An 18,162-nucleotide genomic window follows, 5' to 3' on the forward strand; every position below is an offset into this window, starting at 1 on the left:
ATCTGGCTGGCAGGAGAAAATGGAATGTATCGTTTTGACGGAAACCGGTTTACCATTTATCAAACCACTTTTTTAAATTCTTCACCTGTTCCCTTCGTTCGAATAAATACTATTTATACCGATTCCAATGGTACCGTTTGGGTAGGTTCAAACGACGGACTTTCATATTTTAACCCGGCTACAAACCAATTCATTAAATTGGGAAATGGGTTTGAGCAACAAAGAATACTCGATTTTTTTGAAGATAAAAACGGGGTACTTTGGATTGCATCAGAATTTGGATTGGCGAGGTATAATCCGAAAACTGAAAAAACTGATTGGTTTACAGCTGCAGAATCATCGAAAAATGCAGTATTTAAAAACCTGCCTTCAAACTATATTGTAGAGGTAACCGGCCAGCCCGACGGCAAAATCTGGCTGGTAACTTACCCGGCCGGGCTTTGGCGATTTAATCCGGAGACTGGTGAAATTGAGGATTTTAGTCAAATTGAAGATACCGATTTCTCGATGTTCAACATTTCGGAAATTCATTTCAGCTCAGGAACGCTTTATTTGGGAACCCTCTCCAATGGGTTTTTCTGGATTGAACCTCAGAAAAGAACGGTACAAAATGACCGGTTAAACCAAATGGGTTACGCCATTCATCATTTCAAACAATTAAACGATTCTGTTTTCTGGCTGGCCACCAATAATGGTATATTTAAATACAATAATTTAACCGGAAATTTTAACCGTTACACCAACGTACCCAATAATCCGCTGAGCCTTTACCGGACAACTGTAAATTACGTGCATTTGGATGATGAAGAAAATCTTTGGCTTTCGCTGGGAATCAGAGGCTTTGATTACGGCTTGACCAATGTCCCGTTTTCACATTTTATAATTTCACATGAAGATAGAGCCTACCAACTTACTCACAAAGAGGTTACTGCCATTCATTTTGAAAAAGCCGGAAATTTGTGGCTGGGTTACGAAGCCGGGCTCATTGAAAAACATTCCTACGATCCCCTCATCAAAAAAAAGTATCAGGTTAAATCAAAAAATCCAGATATTCAGGCCGGTTCAGTAATGGCCATTTTTGAGGATTCCAAAAACCGGATTTGGGCTGGTGGCTGGATGTTGGGTTTAAATGTTTTATATCCGGGGAAGAATATATTTGAACCGGCGAACATAAAACCAGATTCAGATTTCAAACGGATTGAAACAGCCGATATTCGTGGAATTACCGAAGATAAAAATGGAAACATCTGGATAAGCCTTCATGGAATTGGACTTGGTAAATACAATCCTGAATCTCAGGAGATGCAATTATTTCGGCACGATCCGAAAAATCCATTGTCTTCTTTATCAAACGATTTCTCCTTCAACCTTTGTTTCGATTTGCAAGATAAACTTTGGATAGCAACAGCACACGGATTAACAAGGTTCGACCCAACAAACAACCGGTTTACGGTTTTTTTTCATGAAGAAAATAACCCGCAAACACTCAACAGCAGTACTGTTGGGGTTGTTTATTGCGACAATTCAGGACTGGTTTGGGCCGGTACTGAAAAAGGATTAAATGTTTATTCACCTGCACTGGAAAATTTTATTCCGGTTTTTACCGACCAGGATTTCCCGTTTCTGAACATTTCTTCCATCCAGTCAGTAAAACCCGGAGAACTATGGTTAAGTACAATTGACGGCATTTTCAGGTTAAATTACAAATGGAATTCAGATAAAACAGAAATGGAAACAGAACCAACCTGGTTCAACCGTTCCGACGGAATTTTATCTTCCAATTATTTCCCAAGATCGGGAGCAACCACTGGAGATGGATCGGTCTTTTTTTGCGGAAATGAAGGAATTGATTTTTTTAACCCAAATGATGTTTCAGGTTATAATGAAAAAAAATCAAAAGTACTGATTACAGAATTATGGGTTGATGGTGAAACATTGTACCCGAAGCAATTGGCCGGCGAAGGTGAAAAAATGAACCTGGTTTTGGACCACAACCACAAGTTGATTCTAGTTCAGTTTACAACCCTGGATTTTTCAAACAGAGGCATTAAAAAATTCAGGTACAAACTTGTTGGCATTCATGAAGAATGGGTGTATCTTGAAAATGAACAAATGGCTTCTTTTACCCATTTGCCACCGGGAAATTATACTTTTATTGTTGAAACACAACAAAAAAACAATGAATGGACGGGCAACAACTCCACCATAGAAATTTCAGTTAAAAGACCATTTTGGCTATCCATTCCTTTTTACATTTTTATTATATTGATTTCAGCAGCTATTTTTTACCTCATTTTAAAGGCACGGTCAGGTGTAATGAAATTACGCCAAAAAGAGCTGGAAAAAATAATTGAAATTCGTACACAGGAATTGGTTCAGAAAAACGAAGAACTAGAGGTTGCCAACCAATCCAAAAACAAATTTTTTTCCATTATTTCACATGATTTACGAAGTCCGTTTTCAGGGCTTTTAGGTATTTTGGATTTACTAACCGACCCGGAAAACAATTATGATACTTTAACACAAAACGAATTACTTCAGTCGGCAAAATCTTCGGCCTACAACACATACGAGCTACTTGAAAACCTGCTTTTGTGGGCCCGTTCACAAATGGAAACTACAACAACATCAGTTAAAAAACAGAATTTAAGCGATGTTTTGAAAAAGAATTTAGACCTAAAAAAACAAATAGCTGAACAAAAAAAGGTATCTATTTCTGGCCATTCTTCTGACGATATAGAAGCATTTTTCGACAGGGAAATGATAAATACGGTAATACGCAATATTTTAAGTAATGCCATAAAATTTACACCTCAGGGAGGAAATGTAAATCTTTATGCAACTTCAAAAAATGGTGAAGTTAAAATTAGCATTGCAGATACCGGAATTGGAATTAACGAAAAAGACGCAGAAAAACTCTTTGATCTGGATAAAATTAATCGTAACGGAACCTCAGGAGAAAAAGGGACCGGACTTGGATTAGTGATTTGCAAAGAATTTGTACACAACAACAATGGAAAAATTTGGGCAGAACCGAACCAACCCAAAGGAACAATTTTTCATTTTACGTTGCCATCTGCCCATAATTAAGCAAAACAAACTTTTTCGTGAACAGGTTTTATTTTCGAAAATTTAAAAAACTATAAAATGAATCTGACTGCAAATGTGATTGGGGCAACCGGCCTGGTTGGAAAAGAGTTGGTAAAGCAATTGCTTGAAAACGAGAACTTCGGGAAAGTCCGGATTTTTGTTCGACGCGATTCGGAAATTTCACATCCCAAACTCGAACAAGTGGTTGTTGATTTCGCAAAAGAAGAAACGTGGGCAAAAAAGCTAACCGGCGATGTGCTTTTTTCGGCATTGGGGACCACACTCAAACAAGCCGGAAGCAAGGAAAGACAGTACGAAGTTGATTTCACGTTTAACCTGAATTTTGCCCAAAAAGCCAAAGAAAAAGGCATTGAAAATTATGTGCTGGTTTCATCTATCGGAGCGAATTCAAAATCGAATATATTTTATACACGAATTAAAGGCGAACTGGACGATGCAGTGGCCAACCTGGGCCTGAAAAACCTGGCCATTTTGCGGCCCTCTTCGCTCACCGGCGACCGGGATGAAACCAGATGGATGGAAAAAATGTCTATCCCAATTGCCCGGTTTGTTACAAAATTTGTCTTTAAAAAATACCGGCCCATTTCCGGAGAAACCGTTGCACAAGCCATGATAAATGCTGTTTTAAATCCCAATCCAAAAAAAACAATTTGGGAAGGAGATGAAGTTTTTGCACTGGCAGGCAGGGTTGAGTAGTAGCGGTTACTTTTATGAAACGTTAGCCTCTGGCATTTTTATTTAGAATCTAACAAGTCTTTCAAATTAATTATTTTACTGCCATTTTTTTCGTAATAATTCAGCATTCCGTCAATTTTCCTTTTATCATAACTCGTAATACAATCTGATAAAACTGTAACTTTGTAGTTTTCCTTGCACATATTAAATACGGTTGATTTAACGCAGGCAATGGCGTCTGCTCCTGTAATGTAAAATTCGCTTATTTCATTTTTCTTGATAAAGTCAGCAAAATTTTCGCTGGTCAATGCGTTGCCTTTGGATTTTTCAAAAATGTTTTTGGAAACCAATTTCATTTCCGAAACTAATTCAGAACCACGGGTATTAGGTTTGAAAGTCCTTGTCCCGTCAGATAAGTTATAATGCTTTATATAAACGACATGAATTTTATTTTCCACTGCCCAATCTATTGATCGATTAATATTGTTAATAATTTCTTTGTAGTTTTTGGTAATGTCATTTTGAATGTCAATAACCACTAAAGACTTTTTCTGCATGGGATTTCCTTCTTTTATTTTTATGTTTTAATTCAATTTCCTTTTCATTGTCCATCGCACTTTCATTTGTTCGCTTGCGATAACGATGTTACCTGCAGTGTTTCGTTCATTTGTTATAAATTCACGGTATCAAAATACTGTTTTGCAAAGTCAGAAATACGTTTATGGCGTTCCGTAATTTCTGCTTCTATCCATTGAGTTTTTTCTCTTATTTCTGTGTAGCTTGATAGAGCTGTGTCCTGAAACAATTCACTTTTCTTGTCAAATGATTTGTTGCCGAACTTGCTGTCACCTTTCTGCACTCCGTTATAAACTTTTTAATAGAGTCTCCTGTAGCCAATTCAATGTGCTTTGACACAACCAGTGCCATGAAACAGATTAAGATGTGAAGATTTATAGGATCTTCCTTGAAGTGAAAGATGGGTCTTGTTTGTAAATCGTGCTTCGATATTCTGAAGGCTTGTTCCACTCTGTAAAGTTCGTGATAACGCTCGATGATTGTTTGGTTACTTGCGACATTCTCGTCCAGGTTGGTATAGTAGCCTTTGATCCCTAACAGTTTTTTTGATTTCTCAATCAAGGCCTGGTTAAGCAATGCTTGCTCCCCCGTGGTTTTGATAAACTTTACCTTTTTGCCTTTTGAGGGAGTTTCGATAATGGCCCGAGCCTTCTCAATTTGCTTTTCCATCTCATACTTGTCTTTTCGGTAACGAATCGAAGAGTAAGCGCAAATCAAATGCCCATTATCTGTTTTTATCCTGATGCTTTCCCCGTCCTCTCTGGTAATGCTGCCATTGATCTGTTCAATCAAATCACTGGATAAGTTGCCCAGCCTTGCGCCTACAATGTAGTTGATGTTATTTGACAAAAGCGCCTGTATGTTGGTAGTGATTATCATTGCGGCATCGGCAACCTCAGTAAACTCTTTTACTGGGTGTTTCTTGATGAATCCATTTACCACAGGTATTATTGTATGCCCTTCAAAGGTATTGCCGAAAAAAATACTGTACGCTATTGGAAAGCCTTCTTTGGTAACCATCAGGGCGACTATGATCTGCGGCTGCTGTGATTTGTTGTCTTTGGAAGAACCGTTTCTTCGCAGCTCGTCTTCCTCAAATGTTTCAAAATATAAAGTGGTCACATCGTAAAACAACAGGTCAAAATCAAAGGCATAGTTGCTCTTGGCAAACTCTACAACAATATTCTCAATTTCTTCCTTCAGAAGAAGCCATTGCGGAGAAGATTGGTAATTGCTCTGCCTTCTATGCTTAATCCCAAAATAACTCTCTAAAAGCTCTATAGAACGCAGTTTTGAGGCGGGCTCTACAATTCTAATAGTTACCAGATCAAGCAACAATTTTTTCCCGATTCTATCCAAACCTACCTGAGAAATCAGACCAGAGATTACCTCATGGAGAAAAGTAGAATACACACCCAAAAACTCGGTCTTGTCCAGATACAGAAGATTATCAAGCTTAGCCTCTTCAAAAAAAGGAATTTCCGGATCGAAGTTCTTTATAACATCCTTGGCAACCAATTTCAGCGACTCTAATTCATTACTATTGCTCGCAGAACCGATATGCTTAAATATAATACGCTTGCCATTCTTGTAGTAAACTACTTGAACTGCACTAGACCCAGATGCGGTTTTAACGACTCTAATACGTAGCATAAATTTACCTTAGTGCGGTAAATTTAAGATTTTTTCAACGTAACAACCTGATATACAATATTGAAAATTTTATTACATAAAAGGCTTGACAAGTCAGGGGCCACGACATGGGTTAGGCCATGTAAAAAATGGACAATTACTCCACCCTCAATCCCGTTACCAGCTTTTTTTTCCGCAGAGAAAACCAGCTCAGCCCGGCTATCCAGAGAAATCCGTTAATCAGAATGATTGCAGTAATCAGAGCTACTGTTCCCAGCGAAGCATCTGTATTCGATGAAATGAAGGATGGAAGTGTGGCTACCACTGCAGTAACAAATCCGGTTAAAACGCCGGCAGCAAGTAACAGCAGGTATTCGTTTACCAGCAAACGGAACAATTGCCGGGTACCGAATCCGATGGCCTGCATCAGCGCTATTTCGCGGCGGCGTTCCAGGATGGTGCGGGCTAAAATTATCGCCAGCCCTATGGTTCCGAGAATCATTCCCAGCGCACCGAGCGCCAGAAAAATGCTCAGGTAGGTGTTGGTTACCGAATAAAACTCCACCAGTCGTTTGGCCGTGGATTCCATTTCCCATCCATAATCGCGGTAAACTGAGCGGAGTTCTTCTCCAATGGCTTCCTCCTGCTCCGGTTCGCCCTCGATTAAAAAAACATAAGAACCGCTGTTCGAAGGATAGTTTTTCAGAAAATGTTCGTTGGAAATAATCACGTATCCCTGGAAAATGGAAGGCGTGGTTCCTGCTATAAGTTTCAGCCTCAGGGTATCGCCTTTTTCGTTTTGGTAAAGCAGTTCATCGCCTACTTTTTTGCCCAGTCCCCACTGTATGACAGTCTGGTCGGCTATGGCCGGAATGGAACCGTCTCCCAGTGGTTCATTCAGCGCTGACCAGGGGTCTTCGGCATCCATACCTTTCATGCGGGTGGCAAACGAAAACCGTCCGTTCAGCGCCATCGGATCAACTCCCAGAATGGCTGGCTGGGCAATGCGGTTCAGATTGAGACAACTGGCATCGTCACCTTCCACCTGCCGGAATTGCACCGAAGTAAAATCTTCATAAATACCTTCTTCGGCCCTTTTCTCCGGGTTGTTCAGATTGTAAAGCACCGGCATGGTGGTTTCAGCAAACCATAGAAATCCTCCTGTGCCACTGGATTTATCTTGTGCGTTGGCAAACAAGTCGAGTTTGTACGAACCGGTGGAAATAACCAGAAATGTGCCCAAAGCAAACAAGGTTACTACCGTGAGTGAACGGCTCCTGTTGCGGGCCAGGTTCAGTTGCGACAACCTATTCAATCTGATTTCCCCTGTTTTTTGCACCTCCATTCTCAAAAGCAGTTTCCGGTAGGCTAACAATAATCCAACGAGCAGCAGACCCCCCGATAAAAAGAAAAGCATGGGGTTGAGCGCCGGAGGCCGAAGCAATTGCATAAGCAATAGGAAAACCGGAATGAGGATAGAAATCCACATCAGCACATCCAGTGCCAGACGCCGACCTTGAGTCATTTCGGTGCCAGTGCGTTTTTGCAGTTCGGCTGTTTTGCGGTTCTGGTATCGATAAATGGAAATAAAAATGGCACCAAGCGAAACTACCAGACTGATTACCAACCCCAAAATGAGGGTAACCGGGTAAATTTTCATGAGCAGCACATTGGTGCGCACAATATCAAACCAAAGGGTGTTCAAAACGCGGAAAACAGCTGATGTGTATAAAACCGATAAGGCCAGACCCAATAGTCCGCCGGCCAGAGCTATTACAAATCCTTCGAGCAGAAAAAAGCTGCGCACCTGTTTTTCTTTGAAACCCAGCGCTGAAAGCACACCGATTTCTGCCGAACGGGTCTCCAGGTTTAACCTGAAAAGCAATGCCGTAAGAATAATGGCAGCGGCCAGAATAAAAAAGCTCAGTCCCAGAAACAATCCGCTGAAATCTGTACCATTCTTTGCAGCAGCGAGTCCCTGTTCGCGAATGGGTTCCATAGCCATTCCCAAATCGGATGGGCGAATGTTTTCGGCAAAAACCTGCCGGTAGTTTTCCTCGTTAAATGTTTCTGCCGGATACCTGACCGCGGTGTAAACTCCAAACCGGTTCTCCCACATTTCCAGGGCTTTGTTTAGCGAAACATAAGCTTTGGGCGCTCCACCCCATTCCGTCCAGTAATCTTCGTCCTTGTCACGGATGGCATCCAAATCGATGGGCACGCCGGCATCCCACTCGCGGCAATGGCCGGCATCTGATAGCCCGGGCAACCAAGGCATGCGGGTGGAATCAGCCCATTCATTGGACATGGGAACAATTTCTTTCAGTATAAATTCAGATTCTTTGTCGATTAACTGCCGCAGCGGACCGATTTCAAGGTATTTCAATTTAATGGTATCACCCGGGTTTGCATTTAAATCATCAGCAGCCCATTGGGTAAGAATGATTTCGTTATCGGCCAGTTGTCCGCTTCCGAGAGATGAAACGAAGGAATAAGGAATGGAAAGAGATTGATGGTGATTGGTGGTGATTGATTGTGATTGATTGTGATTGTCTTCCGACTTCGAGCTTCCAACTTCTGATTTCTGACTTCCGACTTCTGACTTCTGACTACCGACTTCTCTCCCAATCCCGTTTATAAAATAGGTAATCATCGGCTTTGCACCGGGCAGTTGTTCCAGTGTTTGCGCCACTTTGGGTTCCATAAAAACCCGTTCAGTTGAAATTTCCAGTTCGTTCGTGGCAGCGATGTGTTTCATTTTCAAACCGGCATCGGCAGGGGTCAGACAGTTCTCCACCGATTTTCGTATCTCTTCTGAGCTGAGGTTTGAAGAAACCAAAATGTGATTGGCTTTGCCTTCAAACTCCATCAGACGGTTCAGCCGGGCAAGCGACAAAAACAGGTTGTAGGGCGCCGACTGTGATGTTTTCAGGCTAAACCGGCCCATCTCTTCTTTATCCACCACTTTTTTGATGGTGGCGCGTAACGACACACTGGTTTCCTCATCCGAAACAAAAGGAGCGTTCAATGGAATAAGGCTGGCTTTTTTTATACGTACAAGAATATTGTCGCCATCACCAACCTCCAGCCGTTCGGCCAGGTTACGACTGACAACTATTTCATTATCCGCCAGCTCAGAATAAATTTCAGTCTGGGCGATTTTTTCAAAATTTTCGTCAACACCCACAACCTGCACCCGATTTACACGGCGCTGACCCCCGTCGGCGACTGCAACTCCCTCGAGCAGCAAAATGGGTGCAGCCTGAATTTCGGGGTTTTCCATCTCCATCTCAGTTGCCATCTCCTGCCGGAAATAGCGCTCTGTTACCGCCACCAAATGTGTTGTTTCTCCCAGTCGAAAAAAAGTGGTTTGCTCCAGGCTGTGCCGCACCGAGTCACCAATAATTAACGAGCCAGTAAGCACCATAGTGCTGATGGCCACTCCAAGCGCCACCAGCAGATTGGCTTTCAGGTAATGAAAAAAAGATTTTAATATGTAATTAAGTCTTGTCATAAACATTTTAATCCGACGCTGTCAGGTCGGGGACGCTGACAGGTCATCAACAATCATCAAATAATTTTCAACTTGCTTTTTTATTCCAACTCCATGCACAATATCCAACTATAAACTTTATTTCTTTAAACTTTGAACTCAGAACTTTAAACTAATATCCCGTTTTTCAGCGTGTACTTTTTATCCATCCGGTCAGCCTGAGCGGCAGCATGGGTTACATTTATCAATGTTACACCTTCTTCTTCGCTTAAATTAACCAACAATTCGGTAAGTGCGTTGGCGTTTTCTTCGTCGAGGGCGCCGGTGGGCTCGTCAGCCAGCAAAAGCTCCGGTTTGTTTATGAGCGCGCGAACCACTGCTGTACGCTGGCATTCACCGCCCGACAATTGCGATGGCTTTTGTTCACGCTGTTCCCAGATTCCCACCTTTTGAATAAGGTGTTCGGCCCACTCTTTATGCTCCTTCGAAATATTTTTCCCCTGCGGAAGTAAAGGAAGCAAAACGTTTTCCATGAGCGTAAGCTGCGGCATCAGGTGGTGCAACTGGAAAATGAACCCCAGATGTTTGTTTCTGAAAGTTGCCAGCTCGGTTTTTGAATAGCCGGTAATGTCTTTTCCGTCGAACAGGATTTTTCCTTTTTCAGGCTGGTCTAAAGCGCCAATCAGGTTCAGCAACGTGGTTTTTCCTGAGCCACTTGGCCCCACAATGGCAATTTTTTCGCCTTTGTCCACCTCAAGGTTGAGCTCTTTCAGCACAGGCCGGTAACTGTGGGAGCCCGGTTCACCGTAGCCTTTTGTAATATTTTGCAGTAGTAACAGCATCAGTTTTTTCTATTAATATTCGCTCTTTATTCTTTTTGAGATAGTTTCTCATACAAATCAATGGTCTCTTTTGCCTTGGCATGAATATCAAAATTTGCTTTTGTTCCTTCGTAACCGGCACGGCTCAGTTTCTCCATTTTTTCCATGTTGGAAAGTAAACCAGCCCAGGTTTCACTTAGTTTTTGCGGCGAGTTTGGCATGTAAGTAACGCCTCCGCCCGACAACTCAATAATTTCAGGGAAAGCGCCCAGGGCAGGCTGTACCACAGGAACACCCGATGCCATCGATTCCAGCAGGTAAATGCCAAATGCTTCGCCAATACGCACAGGCACCGAAACCAGCGATACTTTTTTAAAGAACTCGTGAACGGCTTCGTCTTCAAATTCCGGCAAAATCTCAAAAGAATCTGAAAGTTCGTTTTCCTTTATTTTATGTTTCTGCTCCTTTATAAATTTGGCATCGTCGCCGGTATAACCGCCGGTGGCAACAAGTTTTACATCTTCAAATCCCGGTTTCTTTTTCAATTCTATAAATGCATCCACCACAATGTCAAAACCATCTTTGTGGCACATCCGTGAGATGTATCCCACGTTGCGTTCCTTTTCCCCGGGAGAAATGTATTTATAATCTTCCACTGCAACGCCCAGGTGAATGGTTTTAATCTTTTCACCTGTGAGGTTCATCCGCTTTTTCATCTCGCCGGCAAAATAATTGCTCACCGAAACCAGTGCATCCAAATCTTTTGCCCGCTCGTGCATCAAATCCCATATTTTTTTCTGAAACTGAGGTTGCATGGGGTCAATCCAAACATCTTCGTCCTGCAGCGAACAAAGTACAGGCACGCCAATTTTTTCCTTTAACCGCCTAGCTAAACCCAGGAGCAATGCATTGGAGATATGAATGATGTCGGGCTTACAATGTTCGGCAATCCAGTTCACCATGTGGTCCAGCTCTGCTTTTTGTTCCCCTTCCTCGCCCAAAAGCATGGAAAAGGTCATGTCCTCCAGCCCCTTGGCTCTTGTAGAACCAGCCATTGAAGCTGCCATTTTCATCATGGGCTTTGAATTCAACAATTTATCCACCCAAGCAGGCGCCTTTCTGAAAATGGGGTAAACCTGCTTCAGGTAGAGGCTGATGGCGCCGTAAAAAATAGGCACATCAGAAATGTCGTGTTCATCGCCGAACAACGGCAGGTACATGGGAATTTTGGTTACATGGTGCCCCTCTGCCCGCAGTGCATTAAAATATTTGCTGTCGCGCAGGCAGTTGCCGCAGTAAAAACTTCCTCCCGAACCGGGTATGATTTGTATGATGTTCATAATTCATTTAATTTCCAAAACAATACACATTTCCGTCGTAGGCCCCCACAAACATCTTTCCTCCGGCCAGGGCAGGATTATGGATAATCTGGCTGCCAATTTCGTATGTCCAAACAACCTTTCCGTCAGAAATGTTTACCAGTGCCAAATCGCCACGCATATTAGCCACAACAACCTTATTACGTGCCACAACCGGCGATGCTTCCACACGGCTTCCGGTATTGTACTCCCATAATTTCTCCCCACTGTTTTTATCGAAACTGTAAAGGAATTTATTATGATTGGCTGTTAACAACCTGGTGCCAGCCACAGCAGGCGATGCAATAAACGGCAGGGTGGTGTTTTCATCTTCCCAGGCCCAGGAGGTTTCTTCTTTTTCAATGTCCACCTGAAAAAACCGGCCATCATAATCGCCAAGGTATGCTTTTTGATTTTCAAGCGCCGGTGAACCGGGAACGTAGGTTGCCACGTCGATTTTCTTATCGGCTTTTCCCGAAACAATATCCACCATGTGCAGGTATCCGTCGCAGCCGCCAAAAAAGGTTTTTCCATCCGAACAGGCAGGCGCTCCATTGATAAAATTATCCGATTCGTATTTCCATTTCACCTCGCCGGTTTGGGCATCCACACAGTGCAGATAGTAATCGTAACTACCTACCAGAATATAAGTGGTTCCGCCGGCCTCCCACCAGTTTGGTGAACCAATAATTTGATTATCGGTTTCGTATTCCCATTTTTTTGCACCGGTGGTCAAATCCAAAGCATACAAATTCCCATCGAGATTTCCAATGTAAACTGTATTCTTATGAATAAGTGCCGGTGCTTCAATGGTATTGGAAGTTTCAAATTTCCAGAGCAGTTTTCCGTTGGTGTCGAGGCAGTAAACCATCCCGTCGGTTGAGCCAATAACCACCTTCCCCTGGTCAACCACCGGAGCTGATTTGATATTATCGCCGGTCTGGAAAGTCCAGAGCAGTTTGGGTTGTTCCGGGATTTCGGTTTTTGAAACGCCCGTAAGCTGCTGGTTTCCGCGAAAGATAGGCCATGAATCGGGGGATTGAGCAGTTAAACCGGCCGCAAAAAAGAGAAATGTTATTGTAATTACAAGTTTATTCATATTATTCATTATTAACCACATAGGCACATAGGTCACAATAGAACTATGTGTTTTGTTTTAATTTATCCTTCAACTCTATTGCCCCGGTTGGGCAACCTTTGGCCACTTTCAAAGCAGTTTCGGTAAGTGCCTGTTGCACATCTTCGTTAAACGGCACGCCCACCTCCACATCAAAACCCCTGCCAATGTATGTGAAACCAAACCGTTCGCCTAACTTTTCGGTGAGACGCACACAAATTCCGCACTTGATACACTTTTGCGGTTCGTAAATCAGGGTGGAATGAGTGTCCAGTTTTGTAATTTTCCGGCGCTCGCTGGTTTTGAACCGGCGCTGGTCGGCATTGTACTGGTCAGAATAAATCCGTAGCTTGCAGTCGTCGATGGCACGGCAGTCGCATCGCAGACAACGTTTGGCTTCTGCAATGGCTTCTTCGGCTGAAAAACCGCTGTGCCCGCCACTTTCAGGATAAGTTCGTTTCGCCACAACCGATTCCTTCAGGTATTCTGAATATTCTTCATTCACCAGCCTGCCAAACCGGGAGTTGAACATGCGGGGCTCCCCTTTCACCGGTTGACCGCTCAGGTACTGCCAAATAGAAAACGCCACCTCTTTTCCCTGCCCTACTGAACGGACAGCCAGCTTTGATGAACGCAAGGCATTGCCAATGGCAAAAACATTTTCCACGGAAGTTTGATAAGAATTCCTGTCGGCAACAATTCCCTTGTCGGTGCTTTTTAAACCGAAATGATTTGTTCCTTCACCAACTGCACCAAAAGCAACGACCACGGCATCGTAACTGCTTTGCATTTCAGCAAAACTTTCATTATCAATAGCTTTCCTTCCATGAAATTCCACACCGGTTTTCAGAATGAGGTCAATTTCCTTGTCCAAAACATCGTGGGGTAAAATCTCTTCACTGATTTCCGTACGCACCTGTCCACCTGCTTTTTCCGCTTTATCGAAAAGTGTGACCTGAATTCCGCGCAATTGCAGATAATATGCAGCCGCCAATCCTGCCGGACCGGCACCAATAACTGATACTTTAAGGCCTGTATTTTTTGCCTGAATGATTTCCGGTTCTGCGCTTTCATCGCCCACAAAACGTTTGAGCAGGCAGATGGAAACCGGTTCGTCCACCGTTTTGCGGTGACAAGCGCCTTCGCATGGAGCCGGACAAATGCGCCCCAAAACTGCAGGCAGGGCGATGTCGCGTTTCACTACTTCAAGCGATTCGTCAAATTTACCGGCAGCAATAAGCCGGTTCATCAGCGGAATATTCATGTGGGCCGGACAAGCTATGTGGCACGGTGCCTCACAATCGCCCACATGTTCGCTGAGAAGCAATTCCAGGGCTGTTTGACGGGCTTCGGCAATTTCATCGTCATCGGTAATCACTTCCATTCCCGCGGCAGCCTGAACCGAGCAGGATGGAAAAAGTTTTCCGTTGCCGTTGTCTTTTACCAGGCAAAGCATGCACGAGGTAAAATGCTCCAGCTCATCGTGCCAGCAGAGGTTGGGAACATCAATTCCCATCTGTTGTGCCGCCTTCATCACCGAAGTGCCGTTTTCAACCTGGATTTCTTTATTATTTATTTTAAGTGTAATCATATTTTGTTTTCACCTTTCCTTTTGGCAGACAGGAACTCATAAATGCCTTTTATTTCTGTTTTAATCGTTTACGCAAAACCGGGTACAAATTTTCAGCTATCCGCAAAAATCCCAAATCGGTTAAATGAACTCCGTCAACCGTGGTTTCCCTGTCATTTCCAATCAGTCCATCTGCTTCAACTATAAATATATTTTTATCACCTCTCTTTTTTTGTTCCTGAAAAATCCGGTTCAGCGTGTCATTTTTTTCGTTTATTAAAGCAAAAACCTTCTGGTCGAAGTACATATGTGGATAAAGGATGTTTTCCACCAGAATAATTGGGGTTTCAGGATGTTTCTCCCTGATAATTTCCATAAACCGGGCATATTTTTCATTCATTTGGGTCATGTTCACATTTGGCAGGCAATCAATTACAAAACAGGAAGCCGGAATAGTAGCCATGGCTTTCGCAATCTCAAGGTCAAGCTGACCGTTGCCACTAAATCCAAGATTGACAATTTCCCGGTCAAGCATTCTTGAAAGAATGTTAGGATAGGCCATTCCTGCACGTGTAGCACAACCGCCCTGTGTGATGCTGGTTCCATAAAAAACAACCGGCTGACCGGTCTGAGGTGAATTTGCCATTGAAGAACTAATTTCAGCATCCTGCGTAATACCAATTTCCAAACTTTCCAAACCATCATACAGGGGTAAATAGAGCATGTACTCCATTTCCTTACCTTGCAAATTTTGAATAATAATTGCAGTTGATGTTTTTCCGGCAGGTCGGGCAGAGTTAACAAATTGCCATTTACCGTTTTTCAGTGCATACAAATCCAATCCCTTAATGCCGGTCATTGTGAAATGATTCATAAATACATCACCTGAGACCTCCCATTTGGCAGCAATTACCGTTGAATTGGTTCGAAATCGAACTGCAAGCCCGCTGCAGTTTTTCGACAAATTCCAGACCGGAGGACGCGTTAGGTTTTCAAGCCGCGCCGGCAAACGTTCATACCGGTTTTGGGTATCAGAGAATCCTTTACCAATCACCGGAAATACAGATGCATCGACATATTTCAGAATATCGGCAGGATTGGTAAATCCAATTACCGGGAAAACCAGCATAAGTATGAATAAAATTTGCTTCATCTAATTTTTTTCTCCTTCTTTTCCAGAAACCAGTGGTTTTCTATGTTTATAGCAATCATTTTGCTTTATATTGTGCGACTCCAACCGGAGTCGTATTTCTTTTTCTGTTCTTTTTCTATAAACATTTGACCTCTCTGAGGTCTTTGCCAGTTTAATTCTCTCATCATGCTGAGATTATTTATAAACCTCTTTGAACTTTGAACCTTAAACTTTTAACTACTTCACATCAATCGCATCCACCGGGCAAACGGCGCGGCAGGAGTCGCATTTAATGCACAGTTCGGTGTCGATGCTGTGCTTTTCGTGCGGAGTGAACGGAATGGCATCCACCGGACATTTCTGCGCACAGAGGGTGCAGCCAATGCAGTTGTCGTTTACCGAATAAGTAATCAGTTCGGCACATTTTCCGGTAGGACAAACGCCGTTGATGTGAGCCTCGTATTCATCCCTAAAATATTTTAACGTGCTGAAAACCGGGTTGGGTGCGGTTTTTCCAAGGCCACACAAGCTGCCTTTTTTTGTCCATTCGGCCAGTTTTTCAAGTTCCTCAATATCTCCTTTTTTCCCTTTTCCGCTGGTGATGTTTTCCAGAATGTCGAGCATCCGTTTGGTACCCACACGACAGAAGGTACATTTTCCGCATGATTCATCCTGGGTGAAGGAGAGGAAAAACCGGGCCATGTCCACCATGCAGTCGGTATCGTCGAGCACTACCAAGCCACCGGAACCCATCATGGCGCCCATTTCTGTAAGCGATTCGTAATTGATGGGTGTATCGGCATGTTCGGCCGGAATACACCCACCCGACGGACCGCCAATTTGCACTGCCTTGAACTTACGGCCGTTGGCAATGCCACCGCCAATTACTTCCACTACCTCGCGGATGGTAATTCCCATGGGTACTTCAATCAAACCTCCGCGGGCTACTTTACCGGCCAGCGCAAAAACTTTTGTGCCAGTGTTTCCATGTGTTCCAATGCCTTTAAACTTTTCGGAACCTTCGCGGATGATATAGGAAATCTGTGCCAGGGTTTCGGTATTATTTACCAGCGTTGGGTAACCCCACAATCCTTTTTGGGCGGGGAATGGCGGACGGATACGCGGAAAACCACGGCTTCCTTCAATGGATGCAATCAGCGCCGTTTCTTCACCACACACAAAGGCGCCCGCACCCTCGTAAATGGTCAGGTCCAAATCGAAATCGGAGCCCATGATGTTTCTTCCCAGGAAATTATTCTCGCGACAAATTTCCAGCGCTTTTCTCATGCGTTTTACTGCCAGCGGATACTCAGCCCGAATATAAAAATAGCCCTGATGAATGTCCACAGCATAAGCGGCTATTATCATTCCCTCAATTACGCGATAGGGATAACTTTCCAAAAGCATCCTGTCCATAAAAGCTCCGGGGTCGCCCTCGTCGCCGTTGCAAATCAGGTATTTCAGTTCGCTTTTTTCTTTCTTCACAAACTCCCATTTCACACCGGTGGGGAACCCGGCACCCCCGCGCCCGCGAATTCCACTGTTTTTTACTTCTGCAACAACCTCATCGGGAGAAAGCGTTTCGAACATTTTTTTCACTGCGGTAAAACCACCACGTCTCTGATACTCTTCTATATCGAGCGGATTGATGATACCGCGGTATTCGGTGGCAATGGGAATCTGATTTCCGAGAAACGACGCTACCGGTTTTTCGCGCATGCTGATTTCATATCGCTGAACACCATCCCAGTTGCGGTCGGTTTGAATATCTTCGGCAAAATGGAACAGCTTGTTTTTCATTTTTGAGAGAAGTCCGGGCGGTTGAAAATGCTTTTCAACAATGCTTTTCACATCCTCTGGTTTCACTTTCGCATAGAGCGTTGGTTCGCCTTCGTTGGGCACAATTTCCACCAGCGGAACCTGATGACACATGCCTACGCAACCTACGTGTTTCAGCTTCACCCTCAAACCGCTCTGGTTAACTACTTTTTCCACTTCCTGCTCAATCTCACCACTTCCGCTGGCCACACAGCAAGAACCCAAACCAATACGAATTTCACCTTTTATTTCCGAACCATCGGCTTTCCTGAATTTTTTGACTCCCTTTTTTCCCTGCTGGCTTTCAAAATCTTCAATCACCTTGTCCACCTGGTCGGGAGCAACATGGCCGTAAGTAATGTCATCAACCTGAACCACCGGCGCCAAAGTACAGCACCCCAGGCAACTCACTTTTTCCAAAGTATATTCGCCCGAATCGTCAGTTTCTTTGCCTGTCTCCAGCTTAAAATGCCTGCGAAATGCGTCGTGCACCAGGCTTGCGCCTTTTACATGGCAAGCTGTTCCCACACAAACCTTTACCATGTGTTTCCCTGCAGGCTGCATCCTGAACTGCTTGTAAAAACTGGCCACACCCACAATCTCTGAAGGAGTGATTGACGTTTTCTCAGCCAGGTATTTCAGCGTCTGCTCCGGCAGGTAATTGTATTCATGCTGAATAGCCTGTAAAATAGGAATTAGATTCTTTTTTTCAGAGCCATTCTCCTGAATAATTTGGTCGATATTTTGGAAATCGTCAGTCATATCTATCTCTTAAAGTACCAAAACCCGAATCCCAAAGAACAAATAAAATCCAAATTTCAATGGCCAATTCCCAAACTCTGGAATGTTCAGTTTTGAA

The 18,162-nt window shown here is 43.5% G+C and carries 12 protein-coding genes; 2 read left to right on the top strand and 10 right to left on the bottom strand.

Annotated features, from left to right (window positions below):
• A partial coding sequence (locus ACESMA_RS10485) for a two-component regulator propeller domain-containing protein (protein WP_372948761.1) occupies window positions 1–3,090 on the top strand: 3,090 nt, incomplete at its 5' end.
• Between the two features lie 57 nt (window positions 3,091–3,147).
• Window positions 3,148–3,807 carry an oxidoreductase gene (locus tag ACESMA_RS10490; protein ID WP_372948762.1) on the top strand — a complete coding sequence of 220 codons (660 nt, stop codon included), beginning with the start codon at window positions 3,148–3,150 and terminating at the stop codon, window positions 3,805–3,807.
• 38 nt (window positions 3,808–3,845) lie between these two features.
• Here ACESMA_RS10490 and ACESMA_RS10495 read toward each other — a convergent pair whose 3' ends face one another.
• From ACESMA_RS10495 to ACESMA_RS10540, 10 genes are all read right to left on the bottom strand, one after another.
• Window positions 3,846–4,343, bottom strand: coding sequence for an isochorismatase family cysteine hydrolase (locus ACESMA_RS10495; RefSeq protein ID WP_372948763.1), 498 nt, complete (start codon window positions 4,341–4,343; stop codon window positions 3,846–3,848).
• Between the two features lie 113 nt (window positions 4,344–4,456).
• Window positions 4,457–4,591 carry a hypothetical protein gene (locus ACESMA_RS10500; protein WP_372948764.1) on the bottom strand — a complete coding sequence of 45 codons (135 nt, stop codon included), beginning with the start codon at window positions 4,589–4,591 and terminating at the stop codon, window positions 4,457–4,459.
• On the bottom strand, window positions 4,552–6,015 hold the full coding sequence (locus ACESMA_RS10505; protein ID WP_372948765.1) for an IS1634 family transposase: 1,464 nt from the start codon (window positions 6,013–6,015) through the stop codon (window positions 4,552–4,554). Before ACESMA_RS10505 ends, ACESMA_RS10500 begins: the two co-directional genes overlap by 40 nt.
• A gap of 136 nt (window positions 6,016–6,151) precedes the next feature.
• On the bottom strand, window positions 6,152–9,508 hold the full coding sequence (locus tag ACESMA_RS10510) for an FtsX-like permease family protein (protein ID WP_372948766.1): 3,357 nt from the start codon (window positions 9,506–9,508) through the stop codon (window positions 6,152–6,154).
• A gap of 146 nt (window positions 9,509–9,654) precedes the next feature.
• Window positions 9,655–10,329: an ABC transporter ATP-binding protein gene (locus tag ACESMA_RS10515; protein WP_372948767.1), complete on the bottom strand. Its 675-nt coding sequence runs from the start codon at window positions 10,327–10,329 to the stop codon at window positions 9,655–9,657.
• A gap of 26 nt (window positions 10,330–10,355) precedes the next feature.
• A complete protein-coding gene (locus ACESMA_RS10520; protein ID WP_372948768.1) occupies window positions 10,356–11,648 on the bottom strand; it encodes a glycosyltransferase family 4 protein in 1,293 nt (430 codons plus the stop codon).
• Window positions 11,649–11,655: 7 nt separating this feature from the next.
• Complete coding sequence (locus tag ACESMA_RS10525; protein ID WP_372948769.1) at window positions 11,656–12,765, bottom strand: PQQ-binding-like beta-propeller repeat protein; 1,110 nt, start codon at window positions 12,763–12,765, stop codon at window positions 11,656–11,658.
• 43 nt (window positions 12,766–12,808) lie between these two features.
• Entirely contained in the window at window positions 12,809–14,374 is a 1,566-nt protein-coding gene (locus ACESMA_RS10530; protein WP_372948770.1) for an FAD-dependent oxidoreductase, read from the bottom strand.
• Between the two features lie 49 nt (window positions 14,375–14,423).
• A complete protein-coding gene (locus ACESMA_RS10535) occupies window positions 14,424–15,506 on the bottom strand; it encodes an SGNH/GDSL hydrolase family protein (RefSeq protein WP_372948771.1) in 1,083 nt (360 codons plus the stop codon).
• 216 nt (window positions 15,507–15,722) lie between these two features.
• Window positions 15,723–18,065, bottom strand: coding sequence for an NAD(P)H-dependent oxidoreductase subunit E (locus ACESMA_RS10540; protein ID WP_372948772.1), 2,343 nt, complete (start codon window positions 18,063–18,065; stop codon window positions 15,723–15,725).
• Window positions 18,066–18,162 lie beyond the last annotated feature (97 nt).

The sequence above is a fragment of the Mariniphaga sp. genome (genome assembly GCF_041687215.1).
Lineage (GTDB): Bacteria > Bacteroidota > Bacteroidia > Bacteroidales > Prolixibacteraceae > Mariniphaga.